Origin of the sequence: Natrinema hispanicum (genome assembly GCF_900111485.1) — an archaeon.
Taxonomy (GTDB): domain Archaea; phylum Halobacteriota; class Halobacteria; order Halobacteriales; family Natrialbaceae; genus Natrinema; species Natrinema hispanicum_A.
This window is the reverse complement of record NZ_FOIC01000019.1, coordinates 35,103-52,639: the sequence shown is the minus strand read 5'-3', so window position 1 is coordinate 52,639 and position 17,537 is coordinate 35,103. Positions and strand designations below refer to the sequence as shown.

General features: G+C 58.1%; 17 protein-coding genes and 1 pseudogene. 10 read left to right on the top strand and 8 right to left on the bottom strand.

The features are described from left to right. Positions 1-373: pseudogene (locus BSG09_RS21335) on the top strand (hypothetical protein); the annotation flags it as partial. A gap of 93 nt (positions 374-466) precedes the next feature. Here the strand turns inward: BSG09_RS21335 and BSG09_RS14920 are convergent. Further along, on the bottom strand, positions 467-1,291 hold the full coding sequence (locus BSG09_RS14920; RefSeq protein ID WP_092934469.1) for a transposase: 825 nt from the start codon (positions 1,289-1,291) through the stop codon (positions 467-469). A gap of 217 nt (positions 1,292-1,508) precedes the next feature. Next, a complete protein-coding gene (locus BSG09_RS14915) occupies positions 1,509-2,276 on the bottom strand; it encodes a helix-turn-helix domain-containing protein (RefSeq protein ID WP_092934467.1) in 768 nt (255 codons plus the stop codon). 90 nt (positions 2,277-2,366) lie between these two features. Between BSG09_RS14915 and BSG09_RS14910 the strand changes: the two genes are divergently transcribed. Continuing rightward, the gene (locus BSG09_RS14910; RefSeq protein ID WP_092934471.1) at positions 2,367-3,482 is read left to right on the top strand and encodes an oxidoreductase; all 1,116 of its coding nucleotides are present in this window, start codon (positions 2,367-2,369) and stop codon (positions 3,480-3,482) included. 933 nt (positions 3,483-4,415) lie between these two features. On the opposite strand, the gene BSG09_RS14905 is transcribed toward BSG09_RS14910, so the two are convergent. The 3 genes from BSG09_RS14905 to BSG09_RS14895 form a co-directional block, all read right to left on the bottom strand. After that, positions 4,416-5,294: an amidohydrolase family protein gene (locus tag BSG09_RS14905; protein ID WP_092934465.1), complete on the bottom strand. Its 879-nt coding sequence runs from the start codon at positions 5,292-5,294 to the stop codon at positions 4,416-4,418. Between the two features lie 374 nt (positions 5,295-5,668). After that, positions 5,669-6,427 (bottom strand): enoyl-CoA hydratase/isomerase family protein, encoded by a 759-nt coding sequence (locus BSG09_RS14900; RefSeq protein ID WP_092934463.1) that lies wholly within the window; start codon positions 6,425-6,427, stop codon positions 5,669-5,671. A gap of 29 nt (positions 6,428-6,456) precedes the next feature. Beyond that, the gene (locus BSG09_RS14895) at positions 6,457-7,125 is read right to left on the bottom strand and encodes a helix-turn-helix domain-containing protein (protein ID WP_217650132.1); all 669 of its coding nucleotides are present in this window, start codon (positions 7,123-7,125) and stop codon (positions 6,457-6,459) included. Positions 7,126-7,214: 89 nt separating this feature from the next. Here BSG09_RS14895 and paaA point away from each other — a divergent pair, with 89 nt between their 5' ends. Genes paaA through paaE form a run of 5 tightly spaced genes read left to right on the top strand, consistent with a single transcriptional unit; the run spans position 7,215 to position 9,963 of the window. Next, positions 7,215-8,159, top strand: a complete 945-nt coding sequence (paaA, locus tag BSG09_RS14890) for a 1,2-phenylacetyl-CoA epoxidase subunit PaaA (RefSeq protein WP_092934459.1) — start codon at positions 7,215-7,217, stop codon at positions 8,157-8,159. A 2-nt stretch (positions 8,160-8,161) separates the two neighbouring features. Further along, positions 8,162-8,476 carry a 1,2-phenylacetyl-CoA epoxidase subunit PaaB gene (gene paaB / locus BSG09_RS14885; RefSeq protein ID WP_049911664.1) on the top strand — a complete coding sequence of 105 codons (315 nt, stop codon included), beginning with the start codon at positions 8,162-8,164 and terminating at the stop codon, positions 8,474-8,476. Beyond that, positions 8,476-9,348, top strand: a complete 873-nt coding sequence (gene paaC, locus BSG09_RS14880; protein ID WP_092934457.1) for a 1,2-phenylacetyl-CoA epoxidase subunit PaaC — start codon at positions 8,476-8,478, stop codon at positions 9,346-9,348. Before paaB ends, paaC begins: the two co-directional genes overlap by 1 nt. Then, positions 9,341-9,793, top strand: coding sequence for a 1,2-phenylacetyl-CoA epoxidase subunit PaaD (paaD, locus tag BSG09_RS14875; RefSeq protein ID WP_092934455.1), 453 nt, complete (start codon positions 9,341-9,343; stop codon positions 9,791-9,793). The genes paaC and paaD overlap by 8 nt, the downstream gene beginning before the upstream one ends. 2 nt (positions 9,794-9,795) lie before the next feature. Continuing rightward, complete coding sequence (gene paaE / locus BSG09_RS20890; protein ID WP_175542216.1) at positions 9,796-9,963, top strand: 1,2-phenylacetyl-CoA epoxidase subunit PaaE; 168 nt, start codon at positions 9,796-9,798, stop codon at positions 9,961-9,963. Between the two features lie 598 nt (positions 9,964-10,561). On the opposite strand, the gene BSG09_RS14870 is transcribed toward paaE, so the two are convergent. Beyond that, the gene (locus BSG09_RS14870; RefSeq protein WP_092934453.1) at positions 10,562-12,013 is read right to left on the bottom strand and encodes an aldehyde dehydrogenase family protein; all 1,452 of its coding nucleotides are present in this window, start codon (positions 12,011-12,013) and stop codon (positions 10,562-10,564) included. 456 nt (positions 12,014-12,469) lie between these two features. After that, positions 12,470-12,931 carry a MaoC family dehydratase gene (locus BSG09_RS14865; protein WP_008011733.1) on the bottom strand — a complete coding sequence of 154 codons (462 nt, stop codon included), beginning with the start codon at positions 12,929-12,931 and terminating at the stop codon, positions 12,470-12,472. A 124-nt stretch (positions 12,932-13,055) separates the two neighbouring features. On the opposite strand from BSG09_RS14865, the gene paaI reads away from it, so the two are divergent. Beyond that, the gene (gene paaI, locus BSG09_RS14860; protein WP_008011732.1) at positions 13,056-13,451 is read left to right on the top strand and encodes a hydroxyphenylacetyl-CoA thioesterase PaaI; all 396 of its coding nucleotides are present in this window, start codon (positions 13,056-13,058) and stop codon (positions 13,449-13,451) included. Positions 13,452-13,459: 8 nt separating this feature from the next. Here paaI and paaK read toward each other — a convergent pair whose 3' ends face one another. After that, entirely contained in the window at positions 13,460-14,749 is a 1,290-nt protein-coding gene (gene paaK / locus BSG09_RS14855; protein ID WP_092934451.1) for a phenylacetate--CoA ligase PaaK, read from the bottom strand. Positions 14,750-14,927: 178 nt separating this feature from the next. On the opposite strand from paaK, the gene BSG09_RS14850 reads away from it, so the two are divergent. Further along, entirely contained in the window at positions 14,928-16,100 is a 1,173-nt protein-coding gene (locus tag BSG09_RS14850; RefSeq protein WP_008011727.1) for a thiolase domain-containing protein, read from the top strand. Then, entirely contained in the window at positions 16,097-17,533 is a 1,437-nt protein-coding gene (locus BSG09_RS14845; RefSeq protein ID WP_092934449.1) for a zinc ribbon domain-containing protein, read from the top strand. Before BSG09_RS14850 ends, BSG09_RS14845 begins: the two co-directional genes overlap by 4 nt. The last annotated feature ends 4 nt before the right edge of the window (positions 17,534-17,537 follow it).

The following is a 17,537-nucleotide window of genomic DNA, read 5'->3' as shown; positions in this document are numbered from 1 at the left end:
ACTGGCACACTGAGTACGAAATCTCCGCACTTGACGTTGAGTACCTTGTTCACTACCGCGGCTCATCACCGAATGCAGTCATGAACAACGCGCTCATTCGGGCAAAAGGATACTCTCAGCGCTGGATGGCCGAAACCTCGTACTCAACAACGAAGCGCTCGCTCGGCGAGAGTGGTCTGCGTCACTTCTAAATCGTGGCTACACCGGTACGCTCTTCGAATCCGGCGACTCGAGCGAACGCTTCCGAAACGAGTATTCAAACCAAACCCCGATCACTCACGCCGTGCGAGCGCTGGGCTGGTATCGCCAGTTCCGTGAAATTGTCCTGATGTTCGCCCTCATCAATATAGAATCGCTGTGTGAGCCTCTGTAACCGTGACTCAGCATCTATTCAACAGAGCAGTTACGATCGGTCTCAGAGAAGCTGTTTGAAATGCTCTATTGAAAATGCGGTACGGCGGTACGATCATAGCTTTGTAGCGGTCTTTTTGATGTTATGGAGAGCGAACATGAGGACGATCTCACGGAACTGGCGGTACCAGAACCGCGAACGCAAGGCGGAGGCCTGCGTTCGCTTCGTCGTTGAGTAGGACGTCGCTACCATCCATCGTTGCGTGTAGCTGTTCGTCTGGTTGAGCGCATTGTGTGCTACAGCCATCGGCTTCGATCCACGATGATGAACACGATAATCGAGATCGTACGCGGACAGCTCGTATTCGGTGTGCCAGTCTTGGAATCCGTTGTCGGCGACGACGGCCCGCAGGTCGTCCGCGTTCCGGCGGACGACCCGCGGGCCAGCCTTCGTATCGTGTTCACGCTCAATACAACAATGCACGTCCAGCACCGCCAATGACTCTATATCGGTCAGTGTCGTCGCTTTGACTGTTGTGACCGTCCGACTCTGCCGTTGGAGGTAGTACTGCGAGGGTTGGTCACGGTCGAAGAACGTGCTGTCCAAGGCGACGTGTCCAGACTGGCGGAGTTGCTGCTCAGAGACGCGCAGCAACGCCCGCCACACGTACATCGCGTATCGGTCTAGAGAGTGGTAGAACGTCGTTGGATCAGGCAATGCCTCGGGATGAATGCCGAGGCAATCGCACACCTCCGGCATAAGTCCGAGCCGATCAACAAGTTCAGTGAACGTGTGGCCTTCTTCCTTCCGAATACAATGAGCGACGATGTGTGCTTCGCGGGGAAGCCCGCCTGACTCGGGCTTCCCCGCATGATTCCCCAACGCTTGTTTTGCTACGCGTAGTACCTTCTCAACGAGGTCAAGGAGTGCGACTGCCATAATCGGCTTCTTGACCTCGTTCTCTCAAACCAGTACCGACCAAACTCGACGCTGTCGGCCATTTTCAATAGAGCAATCTGAACACTGCATGAACACTACTGTTTTCAGTCAAACATTTATTCCTAATGACTACTCTGAGTTCCCAATATTTATTTGATATATAATGCGCTGACCGGCGAGACGGTCCTGACTCCGTAAGCAGTCGAAGCATTCGGTTTTACACTTTGAATTCGACTTGTTTAGTCCGCTTTTCCGTATCGGTGGTAAGTGTGTTAGAGATGAATTGCTTCACGAGCCACGCTTCAGCTCGATTTAGCCGATATTGCAGCGTTGAATTAGGTATGTCCATCGCCGACGCAATTTCTTTGAGTGAGTTGCGTCGAGGTGTTTCGTAATATCCGTACGCAACAGCAGCCTCTAGCGCAGCCTTCTGTTCCGCTGGCAGAGAATCCGTACGGAAGTTGCTTTTGATCCAGCACCGGGGTTCGCTGAGACGCTGAATACTGAGGGACAGCCCATCCCGTAGTCCGTTGGTCATTTCTTCGTAAATATCTCTAACCGTGTCATCATCGTCAACAAGGAGACTCCATTGATACTTGTTCGCACGACGTTTCGACTGCATCAGCAGGCCGTCACCGATGTGTTTTGCGGCGACGAACGGTATCGAGTGAACCCCGTTTCCTTCCGTACGGACCGAGTAGACGATTCGACGATTAGGCGTCCGTGAGAGGACTTCGTGATCACTCTCGACAACGGGTGCGTCGCACATCCCGATGATATCACTGCAGACGGTGGTGTTTTCGATGTGGTCATCGAAAGCTTCAAGCGCTGTGGTCGGTCCCGTGACATGTTCCAGACGCCATATCGACCTTTGGGTCACGTGAATGGCCATCGTTTCCGCTTGGAGGTTAGGATTCTCGGTAAAAAGGTCCATCAGCTGGTCTGCGCCCCTCTCGTACTCAACGGTGAAGACAAACTCGCGCACAGATACATGAAAGATAGCCCAGAACTATAGTCTTGATTGGTATATTCCAACCGAGTGACTATGCATGTCCGACCCATAGACGAGGGTAGAATGTTGTTTGATTCGACCTCGCTAGGTGAACTAACACTGGACAATCGAGTTGGTCTAGCACCGATGACGCGAGTGAGCGCGACGGCCGATGGACGGGCAACTGAAGAGATGGCGCAGTACTACGCGAAGTTCGCCAATGGCGGTTTTTCATTTGTCATTACTGAAGGAGTCTACACTGATGACGAATACAGTAAGGGCTATCTCAATCAGCCGGGCCTAGTCACTGCCCAGCACGCCGACGCGTGGACGCAGGTTGTCGATGCCGTTCACGATAGTGACACAGCTATTTTCGCGCAATTGATGCACAGCGGTGCTCAAAACCAAGGAATCCCACGCAGCAATAACCAAGAGACAATTGCCCCATCAGCCGTCCAACCGGACGGCGAGAAGGCCGAAGCCTACGGTGGAAGTGGAACGTATCCTGTTCCAAAGAAAGCCACTCAGGATGACCTTGCGACTGCGCGCGAGGGCTTTGTTACAGCAGCAAAAAACGCCCACAACGCTGGCTTCGACGGCGTGGAATTGCACGCTGCAAACGGCTACTTCCTCAATGAGTTCCTTTCGAAGTCGCTGAATCAACGCGACGACGAGTATGGTGGTAAGCCAGCGAATCGCGTTCGGTATCCTGCCGAAGTCGTCTCCGCGGTCGCAGAGGCAGTTCCCGAGGACTTCGTTGTTGGTGTCCGTATCTCACAGACAATGGTAACCGACTACGATTATGAGTGGCCCGAAGGAGAAGATGCAGCAGCCGTTTTTTTCAAGGAACTCTCGGCTGCTGGTGCAGACTACATCCACACAACTGAACGCGACGCCACTGCATCAACGTTTGGTGCCGATGGACCAACGCTTGCAGAAGCCTCTGTCGAATACAGCACAGATCACACAGTCGTTATCGCCAATGGTAGTCTGGGTACACCTGAAGCAGCACGCAAAGCTCTTAATCACGGGGCAGATCTCTTGACACTTGGGACGAGTGCTCTCGCGAACCCAGACTGGCCGACACGAGTCGCCGAGGGAGACGAGCTCGCTCAATTTGATCGGGCACAGTTCCTAAAGCCGGAAGCTAGTATATCTAATCACGAGCTTCTGGATGGTATGTCAGCTACTGAGGATTGAATCCCGTACATGAGAGCTGACCGCTGCAACAAATAGAGGCCGATCGATAAATTTGTAGCCTTGGATTGTATCTGATATGAGCATTAGTTGCCATTCGACGTTGCTGAAATAGTTCGTAATGGAATAGTTCGGGTTTGATTCATCTGAATATTACCGTATAACAGATATGGAGCTTGTCATCGAAAGACTCTCACGGAGTGGGTTTTTAAGTTATTTTGGTTGAATTAACTAGAAAGTATATATAGACTAAGTAATCAATTCACCTGAAGACGAAGGGTGATATTTGCACAGCAATGCTCCGTACAGAGGTAATATCGAAGGCAGATATAATCAGTGTGATCGTCAGAAAGCCGGTGATGGACCGGCTTACAAGTCCCTAAGTTGGTGGTGAGATATCGCCCTGGAATTGAGCAATGATGCCTGCCCAAACCTACTACGCCGGATTTCCAGGGCAATTTACCAGTTTATATTAAATAATTATTAAGATCTGGTGAAGCGGCATTGGTTGCCCAATTATATTATTTTGAAGGCTATTCGACGGTCACTACAGCCAAATACAGAATACCAGATTCAATTAAACTTAATGTCGTGTGATCAGGTGTTGATTGGCTTTCAGTGGTTACTATAGTTGAGACGTATAAGCGAATAGGAATTAAACGAGTCAACGAAGCGGTCAGAGACTATAAACTTGGGCGTGACGTTATTTAAGCTGCGTCCATGTGCGAACGAAGACTTTCTTGAAGTTGTATCGGTGTATTATCGTTTCTATCCGCAACTACGAACGAAAATACGATCACACGGTGAAAAGGGGTGCTGTGACAATTCTTCTAGAGATGACAATCTATCAACCGAGAAAGCATGACCTTATCCTTTATTATTTTAGCCACCTATAAATTAATATATTTAAATAATTATAAATATAGATAAGGCGGACTATGAGAGCCCAAGGAACTCTTCAGCGTTCTCGTAGAGAATCTTTTGCTGGACCGACTCATCGAAATCGGTATGTTTTTCAAAGGATTTGAGCCAGTCTTCAGGATGGATCATCGGATAGTCCGTTCCGAACATCACCTTGTCCTGTAGAACGGACCCTGCATAGTGGAGGACCTGATCATCGATATATTTCGGGATCCATCCGGAGAGATCCATGTAGACGTTGCCCTTCTGCTGACAGACGGCAAGTTGTTCTTTCTCCCAAGGGAAGGCAGGATGTGCAAGCAGAATCTGGAGGTCGGGATGTTCGGCGGCCACCCTGTCAACGAGCATCGGATCACCGTACTCAATCCGCAAACCACGACCGCCGGGACTACCGGCCCCGAGCGTCGAGTTACCACCGTGGAAGATTACTGGCACACCAAGATCTTCAATAGTATTCCAAAGATGCGCGTGACGATCTGCGGAGGGATCGAACCCTTGTGCGATCTGTTGGAACTTGAATCCATCGAGGTCAAGATCCTCTACACACCGAATTGCCTCCTGAACACAGTCATCTTTCAGTGGATCAACGCTCCCGAACCCAACGAAGAAATCGGGATACTCGTCGCGAATCTCAGCTACGTAGTCGTTCGGAACCGGTGGACTCCCGGTGTTGGTCTCGGCGTCCCATCCCAGTAGAATGGATCGACCGATGCCCATCTCTTCGTACTCCTCGAGCATCGCCTCGTAATCCCACGTCTCCAAGTCAGTTCCAAACTTGTTTGCGGCGTCTTCCATCATCTCACCGCCTGCATCGTGCAGGAACTCGCTCGTGGGCTGGTGGGCGTGCGTGTCAATGAGCCGCTGGCTGTCGATGCCAGGCAAGTCAATCTCCATAGTTGGGCTGTTTCGCTCAATAATCAAAACCTTATGGATTGTCTGCGTCTGGAACGATAGTCTATTCTTTGCCGTACTGACCTGTCCCATGGCCGAATTCAGCGAGAATGATGCTCTCATGGTCACCGCCATGGAACAGCACAGGCGAGTAGCCATCAGTTAGCCTCGGCGAGTCCATCAACATGCGTAGAAATAAGTTCGAGCGAGTGCGTGTCAACCCCCAAGAGTGTGGAGCGCGCAACACCATCGTACGCTTGAAGTCGTGAGCGGACGGGCCGGGAATGTCATTGAAATCGTCGCGTCTGGACACCAGACGGGGTGTTAGTCATGATCGAATTCTACAACCACGTTCACGACGTCGGCGTCAGCTTCCACTAGAACTCCGGAGTCCGATCATTGAGAAAAGCATCGACGCCCTCGGCATGGGCGTCCGTGTCGTAGGCGAGCGTCTGGAAGTGAGCCTCACGCTCGAGTCCTTCTTGCAGCGACGCGCCCAGATTACCGTGAATCGCACGTTTGGCTAGACAGATGGATTCCGTCGGTTGCTCAGCGAGCGTCTCGAGGAGGTTGTCGACCCGGTCGTCGAGCTGATCGTCCGGGACCGCTTCGTTGACGATGTCGAGATCGGCCGCCTCCGTGGCCGAGAGGAGTTTCCCAGTGAACGCGAGTTCCTTCGTCTTTCGGAGCCCGATGAGTCGCGGGAGAATCGCGGTGCCGCCGAGGTCGGGAACCAACCCGACGTTGATGAAGGAGGCTCCGAAACGAGCGGACTCGGCGGCATAAGCGAAATCCGCAACCGCAGTGAGTGCCATGCCAGCGCCGACGGCATCGCCGTTGACCTTCGCGACTACCGGGACGGGTGCTGTCAGTACTGCTTCGGCGACGCGTCCAAGCGTCGTGCGAACGCGTTCGTACGCCTCCGGTGCTGATTCGTCTCGCTCAGCCATCGCCTCGATGTCACCCCCGGCGCTGAAGGCGTCGCCATCGCCAGTGATGACGACGGCGTCGTGGTCGCTTGAGTCGAGATCAATCAGCGCGTCCGCGAGGTCGTGGGCGACCGCTGCGGTCATAGCGTTGTATACATCAGGCCGGTCGAAAGTGATCTGTCGGATGGATCCGTCGTCGATTCGCATATGCCAGTAATTCTCGGACCCAATAATAATTAAGTGTCGTTGCCAGCCTGCTGGTCAACGTCGGAGAACAGTTCCGAAAACAGAGCCTCCTGTGCCCGACGAAGCCGTTCGAGGAAAGCCGTCTTGCTGATCCCGAGTGCATCCGCGACTTCGCCCGCAGTCGTTTGTCGGGGGACCTGAAAGTATCCCATCTGCAGTGCATACCGGAGGCTCTCTTCCTGCGCGGGGGTGATATCCCACTGCTTGTCGACTGCGTCGTCATTCTCGGGCCGCATCGAGTACACCCGCTGGAGTTGTATCCCAACGGTCTGTCCTGCCGTTTCCAACACGTCTTTGAGGATATCGTTCCCGACGACTGCCCCCATCAGAATCGCATTCCCGTTCTGATAGGTCAGTGACTCGATCATGAAGCCGGTACTGATGAGTTCGTGGACAACACAGCGATGAAGTGACAGACAGCGGTAATTATACCGTCCGTCCGTCTTCGCCTGATAGAGATAGCGAACGCGGTCGTCGTTGTCGAGTTCCGCCGTTAGTTCCTCCCCACACGAGGAACTGAACCGGAGCAACACGTTTCCGTCATCGCGCAATAGTGGCGGGGCGGCATCGACGGTTTCCTCGAGGTGCCTCGTCGCATCCGCGAGCGGGCAGTCATCACCTTTGATCCGGAATTCCGTCATCAGACATTCGTCTATCATACGTATCATTTCAGGACCCTAAGCATATAAACCCCGTATATAGACTGCACAATTAGTAAGCGCGAACCGGCCGTAGTACATGATGAACAATGAACGTTGAAGAAACCAAGGCACGTGCGAGTCCACGGGAGTTCAGCCCCAAGGACGACCTGCCGGAGGAGTACCGGAAGGCGGCGACGCGAATGCTCGAATTCCATGCGAACAGTGAGATCATGGGTGCGTACTTGGAGCGCCCGTTCATCCGCAAGGCACCGAGCCTAGAGCGGAAGATGGCCTTCAGCGCCAAGGTGCAAGACGAGATCGGTCACGGGCAGTTGCTCTACCGGGCCGCCGAGTCGCTCGGTGTCAAGACCCGGGACGAGATGCTCGACGATCTGGCCGAGGGTAAGGGCAAGTTCCTCAACTGCTTCCACTACCCGCTCGAATCGTGGGTCGAGACGCCGATGATCGCGTTCTTCGTCGACGGCGCAGCGATGCGCCGGCAGGCGACGCTCAAGAAGTCCAGCTGGGAACCATACGCCCACGCGATGGACAAGATCTGTTTCGAGGAAGGCTTCCACGTCAAACACGGCGAGAGCATCCTTGGCGAATTGATGAACGGCTCGAAGAAAGAACAGGAGATGACCCAGGAGGCCTTCGATAAATGGTGGCCACGCATCCTGCAGTTCTTCGGTCCGACCGACGACCAGTCGTCCCACCACGACTTCGCCGCGGATGTCGGCCTGAAGGTCATGACCAACGACGAACTTCGGAACGCGTTCCTCAACACGTACCTCCCCAAGGCCAAGAAGTACGGCCTGGAGATTCCGGACGAGCCACGGATCCGCGAGAACGACGACGGCACGTACGACGTCGTCGAGGACGACCTCGACTGGGACGAGTTCTTCACCATCGCGAAAAACGACTACGAGCCCGGCGTCGGCCAGATCGAAGGCCGCAAGCACGCACAGGACGCAGTCGAATGGGTCCGCAACGCCCTCGACGAACAGGAAGCAATCGCAGCTGGCGGTCAATCACCACAGGCGGCTGACTAACAATGATTTGGGAAGTGTTCCGGCAGAACCAGGCGGGTGACTATCACACCCACTGTGGCAACGTTCACGCACCAGACCGTGAGATGGCATTGCTGTTCGCGGAGGTCCAGCACGGCCGACGCAAGCCGACCAACAGCCTCTGGGTCGTTCCCCAAGAGGAAATCGGCGAGGTCGACACCGAGGACGCGAAGTTCGGCGGGACGACCAACAAGTCCTACCGTTTCGCCCGGACGTACAACGTCGAGCCGGCGGCCGAGGAGGTCGAAGCCTCCGAGAAAGAACTCACCGAGGCAGAGCGCAAGCGTGGTGAGGCATAATGGCGGCCGCTGACGACGCCACGTTCGCCTCCACCGATGACCTCGACGAGACCGAGCAGGAAGCCGTGCAGGACCTGCTCTTCCGACTCGCCGACGATGAGCTCGTCCTGGCCGAGCGCTACACCGAGTGGCAGGTCCGCGCCCCAACCCTCGAGTCGGACATCTCGATGGCCAACATCGCACAGGACGAACTGGGCCACGCCCGCCTCTGGTACGAGGTGCTCAAGGACTTCGGCCACGACGAGACGGATCTGATCTGGGAGCGCGACGCCGACGACTTCCGTCACAGCACGCTCGTCGAACAGCCCTTCGCGGAGGGTGACTGGGCCGACGCCATCGTTCGCGCGTACCTGTATGACGTGGCCGAAGACATCCAACTGCACGCGCTCGAGAACTCGACGTTCGAACCCATCCGTGACCGCGTCGGCAAGGTGCTCGGCGAGGAGGATTACCACCTCGAGTACGCAACGAACTGGCTCGAGCGGCTGGCAGCCGACGACGAGGGACGCGAGAACGTCCAGGACGCCGTCGACCGGCTGTATCCCTATGCGCTGACGCTCTTCGAGCCGACCGACGAGGAGGTCGAAGCCACGATCGTCGAACGTGGCCTGCGCGGCGAGGACCTCGTGGAACTCCGCGACACGTGGCACGACCGCGTCAGCGACTTCCTCGAATCGATCGGCATCGAGGTGCCGGGACTGGACCTCCCCGACCAGTACGACGTGCACATTTCGCCGGACGAACTCCCCGAGCACCTCGGGCGGGACGGCGACCACACCGACCACTGGGAATCGCTCCTTGACGAGATGACGGAAGCCTACGACGAACTCGGTCGCGACTACGCCACCCACATCATGGACGACGATGAGTAGCGAGTACGAGCGCCCGGAGCGTGACGACGACGCGACGGCTTGCGCCTATACGAGCTACGACAACGACGAGGACGTCGAGTACGACGAGAAAGAATCCGTCGACGGCGAGGTGCCAGCCACCGGACGGGGAGCCGAAGGCGTCGAACGGCGCGTCTGGCAGGCCCTCTACGAGGTGGAGGATCCGGAGATGCCGATCTCCATCGTGGATCTGGGCCTCATCTACGGCGTCTCCGTCGAGGACGGCGTCGCCGCGGTCGACATGACGCTGACCTACACCGGGTGTCCCGCTCGCGACATGCTGATCAACGAGGTCAAACAGTCCGTGAGTGCCGTCGAGGGCGTCGACACGGCGGAGATTGCCGTGGTCTGGTCGCCCGGCTGGACCGTCGACATGGTCACCGAACAGGGCAAAGAATCGCTCCGCGAATTCGGACTCAGTGTCTAACCATGCGCAACCTTGACCCCAGCGTCGATACGTCCGGGAAGCACGAACAGGCCGAGTGTCCCTACTGTGGCTCGGCGAACACCGAACGCGACCACCCGAAAGGACCGTCGCTGTGCCGGTCGATGCACTACTGCAACGACTGCGAGCAGCCCTTCGAGAAGTTCGCGTAGCCCACGCACACTCGACTCCTCGACTGGCAGTGCCGTTTCAATCATAGCAGTCGTGTAGCGACCGTGCCGTTTCCGCGGTCGTTTCCGGTCCACTCGATCCGGACTTCCATTCATTCCGTTCTCAGAGAGTGTCACATTGTAAGTCTATTCGGTGAACCCCTCAATATGCTAGTGTATCCCAGACACGATCATTTCTGACAGCTCGTTACTGTGCTCAAGTCATCACAGGCAACTCCGACAGCGACTCGCCATTGGAACCGATGTCAGCCCGACTTGCGTCCTCCCTCATCAGTGGCGACACACCGGTAGAACAGCCGTGTGCTGTCAACGATCATCTCTTGACTCCAATTATTCATCGTGGCAACTCCATCCGAAGACAGGTGTGATACGGTGTATCGTCACTGTGTACCGGTGCACCCGCAGGCCGGTCGCGGATGTACCGGCACTGACTGACAGGAGACCGTCTGAGCCACCCCGAAACGGGAGCGGTCAAGAAGGGCTCGGAAACAGGCGCGCTCGGCATGTCACAGGACCGCACTGTTCCGACGAGTAGACAGGTCGCTACGTCGTCACTCTCGATCGACCGATCGGTTCGTCGTCACTCGAGGTTGACGTGAACGTTCTTGACTTCGGTGTAGGCGTCGATCGCTTCCTCCCCTTGTGCACGTCCGTGACCGCTCTGCTTGGTGCCGCCAAAGGGCGTCTGTGGCCAGGTGTTGGGCGTGTCGTTGACCATGACCATGCCGTACTCGAGTTTGTCGGCCATGGTGTGTGCGCGGCTGAGATCGTTCGTCCAGACGCAGGACGTCAGCCCGTACGGCGAGTCGTTGGCGACCTGGAGGGCCTCGTCCTCGTCTTCGACTTCGATGATCGACAGGACGGGGCCGAAAATCTCCTCGCGGGCGATGGTCATGTCGTTGGTCACGTCCGCGAAGACGGTCGGTTCGACGAAGTGACCGGCGTCCTTGTCCTCGGGAACGCCACCGCCGGCGACGACGGTTGCACCTTCCGCTTTGCCGGTCTCGATGTAGTCGAGGATCTCCTGTTGCTGGCCCTCGCTGACGACTGGCCCCATCTGGCCGTCGTCGTCGATGCCGCTGCCGAGCGTGATGTTCTCGGCGATGTCGGCCATCCGATCAATCATCTCGTCGGCGACGTCCTCGTGGACGACCAGCCGCGAGTTGGCCCAGCACATCTGACCGGCGTTCATGAAGATGCCATACTGGACACCCCGGGCGGCCGCACCGAGGTCGGCGTCGGGGAAGACGACAGCCGGACCCTTCCCGCCGAGCTCGAGCGTCACGTCCGTGACGCTGTCGGCGGCGTCCTTCTGGATCGTCTGGCCGACGCCGGTGCTACCAGTGAACGTGACGTGGTCGACGTCGTCATGACTGGCCAGTGCGCTGCCCGCGCCGCTCCCGGAGCCGGGAACGACGTTTACGACGCCGTCGGGGAGACCCGCCTGTTCGGCAGCCTTGGCGTAGTAAAGTGCCGATAGCGGTGTCATGCTGGACGGCTTGAGCACGACACTGTTGCCGGTCGCTAGCGCCGGTGCGATGCTTCGGCCCGCGAGCTGGAAGGGGTAGTTCCACGGAGAGACATGGGCGGTAACCCCGACCGGTTCGCGCTTGGTGTAGTTGAGTCGAGAGTCGGATACCGGAATCTGCTCGCCCTGGATCTTGTCGGACCAGCCGGCGTAGTACCGGAAAGTATCGACGATCAGGTCAATCTCGAGGCCCGCCTCAAACGGCGTCTTCCCGTTGTCGTGGGACTCGACCATCGCGATCTCGTCTTTCAACTCCTCGATCGCGTCGGCCATCGCGTGCATATACTGGCCGCGCTCGTCGGGGTCCATCGTTCGCCACTCGGAGCCGTGGTCGACCGCCTCGGCGGCCGCCTGGACGGCTGCGTCGACGTCGTCCGCGTCCCCCTTCTGGACCGTCGCGTACGGCTCTTCGGTCGCTGGGTCTTCGGTTTCGATCGTCTCGCCGCTGCTCGCAGCTGTCCATTCGCCGTTGATATACAGGTCTGTCGGACCGGAGTATTCCATTGCGTTCGATACGAACGGTCCATTCACCTTAACAGTTTATGTCCGTGGTGTCAACAGCGTTTACGGCCCACAGAAACGTAGTGAACGTTCCCGTTCTTCGTTCGAGTCATACCCCTATTCGGACGGCCTGCTATACGAGTTTCCGTGATCAGAAGGGGACTCATGGTCGCGCCGGGACTGACGGATAGGCGTCCGTCCCAGATCAAAGCGAACGACACGCACTGTCCTGCCTCCCCGATCGTTTGCTGACCGTATGATCACGTATCAGTCGCTCCGCTCAAGTTCTGCTGTGACTGTCACGTGACAGGGAGACAGATACCCTGATACGGGCTGCCGTCACGAGGCCCGGCGCACCCACACGACGGCTCACGGTCGGGCCGGGACTGGCTGATAGCGCCCGCATGACAGTTAGAGCTGTTCCCTTCTGCGAGGCACGTGAGAAACGAAAACCAGGTCTCAGTCCTGTTTCTTGATGAGGAACTTCATGTCGCCCTCGAGAACGGTGGTGCCGTCCTGCTTTTCCATCTCCGTGTCAAGGACGACGAGGCCAGCGTCGTCGCGGCCGACTTCTTTCTTCTCCGTGACCTCCATCTCGAGCTGGAGGGTGTCGCCGATGAAGACTGGGTTGGGCAGATCCATGTAGTTCATGCCCAAGAACGCGAGCGCGGTCCGCTCAACGATACCAGTGCGATAGACGAATCCAGTCGCTTGCACGAACGTCATGGGACCGTGGGCGATACGCTCGCCGAAATCGTCCTGTTCGGCTGCGTACTCCTTGTTGGTGTGCAGTTCAGTCCAGTCACCGCTGAGCGCTGAGTGCATCACGAAGTCCGACTCCGTGACGGTCCGACCGACGCTAATGAATTCTTGCCCTTCTTCGAAGTCTTCGAAGTGATGTGGCTCGTAGCTGTAGGCCATACACCGTATTTCGCAAACCACCATTAAATAATTTTACGTTCGTGGTGATTCACGGCCAAATATATAAATAAAATTATCAACAACCAGTACGTATTTACGTCAGCTTTCTGAATTAGTTTCCTGTATGTCGAACGTATCTGATGAGACACGGTCACGTATCGAATCCGATTCGTACTGCGAGACGCTCGGTATCGACATCGTTGAACTAGAGGCGGGATTCGCTCGCACAGAACTGACGATCACTGAGGATCTGCTCAACTTCCATGGAACTCCACACGGAGCTGCCATCTACTCGCTTGCGGACGCTGCCTTCGCCGCGGCGTCGAACTCCCACGGCGAACCCGCCGTCGGATTGGAGGCGAACATCTCGTATCTGGAAGCCGCCGACACCGGCGAAACGCTCACGGCCACGGCCGAGGAGACGCACGTCTCCGGTCGAACTGCAGAATACGAAATCACAGTAACGGGTGAGGGTGGAAACCGAATTGCGACGTTCCGCGGACGCGTTTATCGTCCCTGAAATCGTCGTTACTCGCGGTGGTCGTAGACGCGCTGGACCTTGCCGACCTCGGTTCGAGCGATGCCGCCGTGGTCGACGAGTTCGAGTTCGTCTGGTGTGAATTGAAGGACGTTCTCCAGGCGTGTCATGATTTGTTTCTGGAGTTCCTTGTCGTCGCCGTCGAACTCCTCGGCTTTTTCGATGGTGAGTTCCATGACATCGAGAGTGCCCTTTTTGTGGAGATCGATGCGATAGTGTGGGGCGACACCGTCGATCTCGAGGACGACGTGTTCGATCTCGCTCGGGTAGAGGTTGACACCCCGAACGATGAGGAGATCGTCTGCACGACCGGTGACGTTGTCCATGCGGACCATGGTCCGGCCGCACTCACATTTGTCGTAGTTCAGCGTCGTGAGGTCACCCGTCCGGTAGCGTAGCACCGGCAACGCCTCTTTCGTGAGCGTGGTCAACACGAGTTCGCCCTCTTCGCCTTCTTCGACGGGTTCGCCCGTCTGCGGGTCAACGACTTCCGGATAGAAGTGGTCTTCCCAGATGTGCAGGCCGTCCTGAGCCTCGTGGCACTCGTTGGAGACACCTGGACCAATGATCTCCGATAGCCCGTAGATGTCGATGCCGTTCACGTCGAGTCGCTCCTCGATCTCCTCGCGCATCGGTTCGGTACACGGCTCAGCGCCGAAGATAATCGTCGAGATCGGGAGCTCTTGTGGATCGTAACCCATCTCCTCTGCCGTCTCGGCGAGGTACAGCGCGTAGGAGGGCGTACACGAGAAGGCGTCGCTCTCGAGGTCGGTCATCAGTTCGACCTGACGCTGTGTTCCGCCACTCCCGATGGGGATGACCGTCGCGCCGAGTTCTTCGACACCGTAGTGGAGGCCAAGGCCACCCGTGAACAGACCGTAGCCGTAGGCGTTCTGGACGGTGTCGCCCGGGTTTACGCCGCCTGCCTTCAGCGACCGGGCAACGACTTCGCTCCAAACATCGAGATCGTCGTCGGAGTAGGAGACGATCTTTGGCTTGCCGGTCGTCCCGGACGACGCATGGAGCCGCGTGATTTCCTCGTCGTCGACGGCGAACAGGCCGTCGGGATACTCATCGCGGAAGTCCTCCTTGGTCGTCATCGGGAGCTTCGCGATGTCTTCGAGACTCGCGATGTCACTCGGTTCGACGCCGGCTTCCTCGAGTTGCTCGCGGTAGAACGGGACGTTTTCGTACGCGTGTTCGACTGTTTCGTGGAGGCGTTCTTCCTGAATTGCACGGAGTTCTTCGCGGTCTTCGCTCTCTACAGGTGCATACACCATACTTCATGCGCTGATTAGAATACTACCATGAAAAATCATTCGGGTATGATCCGTCAGGTTCGAGTGGTAGTTTTTGATCATTTGGATAAGAAATTCGACTTACGAACATAACTGGGAACACAGTGTTTCCACGCGTGGAGGAAAAGCTATTTCTCTACACATCGGCAACTCGAAGCGTATGCGGGATGCCTACGTCATCGGAGCAGGGCAAACACCGTTCGGTACGATGCCCGACGAGAGTTATCGCTCGCTGTTTTCCGCGGCCCTTGAGACGGCCGTCGACAGCGTACCATATGGACTCGAGAGAGACGACATCGACGAAGCCGTTATCGGCTCGCTCGGCGTCGGCGGTCGCCAACTGGGGCTGTCGGGGCCGGCGGCGACCGAACATGCTGGCTTACACGGAATCCCGAGTTCGCGCATCGAGAACGCCTGTGCGGCGTCGGGGTACTCGGTTCGGCAGGCAGTGCAGGCGGTCAAAAGCGGGATGGCCGACGTGGCGCTGGCCGGCGGTGTCGAAATCATGACCGACATGAGCAGCGACGTGACGAAGTACTGGCTCGGCGTCAGCGGCGAGACAGAGTGGGAGCGCCTGACGGGGACGACCTTCGCGGGCGTCTACGCCCAGATGGCCAGTACGTACTTAGACCAATACGAGGCGACGCAGGAACACCTCTCGATGGTTGCGGTCAAAAACCACGAAAACGGCGCAAAAAATCCGAAGGCCCATCTGGGCTTCGAGTGTTCGCTCGACGACGCGGTCGGTGCGCCGACGGTTGCCGACCCGCTGAACCTCTATCACTGCTGTCCGACCTCCGACGGCGCGGCCGCCGTGTTGATCGCGAGCGAGGATGTCGTCGATGAGTATACAGACGATCCGATCCGCGTTGCGGGCGTCGGTGCCGCCAGCGAACGGGTCGGTCTCTTCCAGCGCGACGACTACACGGGAATCGCCTCCTCAAAGAAAGCCGGCGAGCAGGCCTACGACGAAGCGGGTATCACGCCCGACGATGTCGACTTCGCGGAGATCCACGACTGCTTTGCAATCGCGGAACTACTCGCCTACGAAGACCTCGGCTTTTGCGAGCGCGGAGAGGCTCACCAATTGCTCGAGGACGGCGTCACGGAACTGGACGGTGAGCTCCCGGTCAACGCGTCAGGCGGCCTGAAGTCCAAGGGCCACCCTATCGGCGCGACGGGTGCGGGCCAGGTCGCCGAGGCGTTCAAGCAACTGAGTGGCAAGGCCGGTGATCGACAGATCGATGACCCGCAGTACGGCCTGACACACAATGTTGGAGGCAGTGGCGGTGCAGCCGTTGTGCACGTTCTCGAACGGGAGGTGGCACAATGACCGACGTCTCCATCGCAGCGGTCGGTGCCTACGCCCCGCGGCTGCGGATCGACGCCGACGAGATCGCCGACGCTTGGGGCCAGTTCCAGGCGTCCGGTATCGAGCGGAAGGCAGTCCCCGAAGCCGACGAAGACGCGCTGACGATGGCCGTCGAAGCAGCCGAGCGGGCACTCGCTGCCGCCGGCCGGGACGGATCCGCCGTCACACATCTGGCGCTGGGGACGACGACGCCACCGATGGCCGAGGAGGACCTCACCGCGCGGCTGGCGAGCATGCTCGGCGCGCCTGAGGACGTGACCACCCGGACGGTGACAGGCAGTACCCGCGCCAGCGCGCAGGCACTCGACGCCGCTCTCGACGCAGGACCGTGGGGCGACGAGGTCGCACTCGTCATCGCCAGCGACTGTCCGCGCGGCGAACCCGACAGCGAACGCGGGCACGCCGCCGGTGCCGGCGCGGCCGCGTTCGTCCTCGAGGCTGACGGACCCGGAACGATCGTCGACCGTGCTTCCCACGTCGAGCCCTACCCCGGAACGCGGTTCCGGACGACCGGCGACGACGAGACGACCGGACTGGGCGTCACACAGTACGACCGGGACGCGTTTACCACGACACTCGGCGGTGCCACGAGCGACCTCGAGGAACCCCTCGACGTCGACGCGGCAGCAGTCCAGTCACCTGACGGAAAACTGCCGTATCGCGCGACCGATGCGCTGGGCGTCAGCGTCACCGAGATCTCGGCCGCGGAGACAGTGAGCACGCTCGGCGACACCGGTGCAGCGAGCGTGTTCCTCAGTGCCGCGACGGCCTTTGAAGAGGGTGCCGAGCGGCTCCTCATGGCGGCCTACGGAAGCGGTGCGGGCGCAAACGCCTTGCTCATTGACGGGGCCGTCCCCGTCGCCACATCGCTCGAGGGAGATACTGACCTGTCGTATGCCGAGTACCTCCGGCGGCGCGGCGAGATTACCAGCGACGAGCCCGAAGGCGGCGGCGCGTACGTGAGCGTCCCCTCATGGCAGCGGACGATCTCCCAGCGTCACCGACTGGTGGCCGGGCGGTGTCCGAACTGCAACGGCTTGAACTTCCCGCCAGACGGGGCGTGTTACGACTGCAACGAGGTCCCTGACGAATACGAGACCGTCGAACTGTCGGGAACCGGTACTGTCGAGGCGGTGACCCAGATCGAACAGGGCGGTGCCCCACCCGAGTTCGTCGAGCAGCAGTCCAAGAGCGGGGCGTTCGTCAGCGCCGTGGTGGCGTTCAACGGGCCTGATGGCGAGCAAACAGTCAGCGCGCCAACGCAGGTCCTGATCGGCGGCGACGAAGTCGTCGATGTCGGCGACGACGTCGAAACTACGATCCGGCGCATCTACACACAAGAAGACGTCATCCGCTACGGCTTCAAGGCCCAACTCACCGGCGCGAAACGGTAACGAT

What these genes read in the sequence shown, in the direction of transcription:
- BSG09_RS14920 (WP_092934469.1), bottom strand. Translation starts at nt 1,291, where the DNA reads ATGGCAGTCGCACTCCTTGACCTCGTTGAGAAGGTACTACGCGTAGCA.
- BSG09_RS14910 (WP_092934471.1), top strand. Translation starts at nt 2,367, where the DNA reads ATGTTGTTTGATTCGACCTCGCTAGGTGAACTAACACTGGACAATCGA.
- BSG09_RS14905 (WP_092934465.1), bottom strand. Translation starts at nt 5,294, where the DNA reads ATGGAGATTGACTTGCCTGGCATCGACAGCCAGCGGCTCATTGACACG.
- BSG09_RS14900 (WP_092934463.1), bottom strand. Translation starts at nt 6,427, where the DNA reads ATGCGAATCGACGACGGATCCATCCGACAGATCACTTTCGACCGGCCT.
- BSG09_RS14895 (WP_217650132.1), bottom strand. Translation starts at nt 7,125, where the DNA reads ATGATAGACGAATGTCTGATGACGGAATTCCGGATCAAAGGTGATGAC.
- paaA (WP_092934459.1), top strand. Translation starts at nt 7,215, where the DNA reads ATGAACGTTGAAGAAACCAAGGCACGTGCGAGTCCACGGGAGTTCAGC.
- paaB (WP_049911664.1), top strand. Translation starts at nt 8,162, where the DNA reads ATGATTTGGGAAGTGTTCCGGCAGAACCAGGCGGGTGACTATCACACC.
- paaC (WP_092934457.1), top strand. Translation starts at nt 8,476, where the DNA reads ATGGCGGCCGCTGACGACGCCACGTTCGCCTCCACCGATGACCTCGAC.
- paaD (WP_092934455.1), top strand. Translation starts at nt 9,341, where the DNA reads ATGAGTAGCGAGTACGAGCGCCCGGAGCGTGACGACGACGCGACGGCT.
- paaE (WP_175542216.1), top strand. Translation starts at nt 9,796, where the DNA reads ATGCGCAACCTTGACCCCAGCGTCGATACGTCCGGGAAGCACGAACAG.
- BSG09_RS14870 (WP_092934453.1), bottom strand. Translation starts at nt 12,013, where the DNA reads ATGGAATACTCCGGTCCGACAGACCTGTATATCAACGGCGAATGGACA.
- BSG09_RS14865 (WP_008011733.1), bottom strand. Translation starts at nt 12,931, where the DNA reads ATGGCCTACAGCTACGAGCCACATCACTTCGAAGACTTCGAAGAAGGG.
- paaI (WP_008011732.1), top strand. Translation starts at nt 13,056, where the DNA reads ATGTCGAACGTATCTGATGAGACACGGTCACGTATCGAATCCGATTCG.
- paaK (WP_092934451.1), bottom strand. Translation starts at nt 14,749, where the DNA reads ATGGTGTATGCACCTGTAGAGAGCGAAGACCGCGAAGAACTCCGTGCA.
- BSG09_RS14850 (WP_008011727.1), top strand. Translation starts at nt 14,928, where the DNA reads ATGCGGGATGCCTACGTCATCGGAGCAGGGCAAACACCGTTCGGTACG.
- BSG09_RS14845 (WP_092934449.1), top strand. Translation starts at nt 16,097, where the DNA reads ATGACCGACGTCTCCATCGCAGCGGTCGGTGCCTACGCCCCGCGGCTG.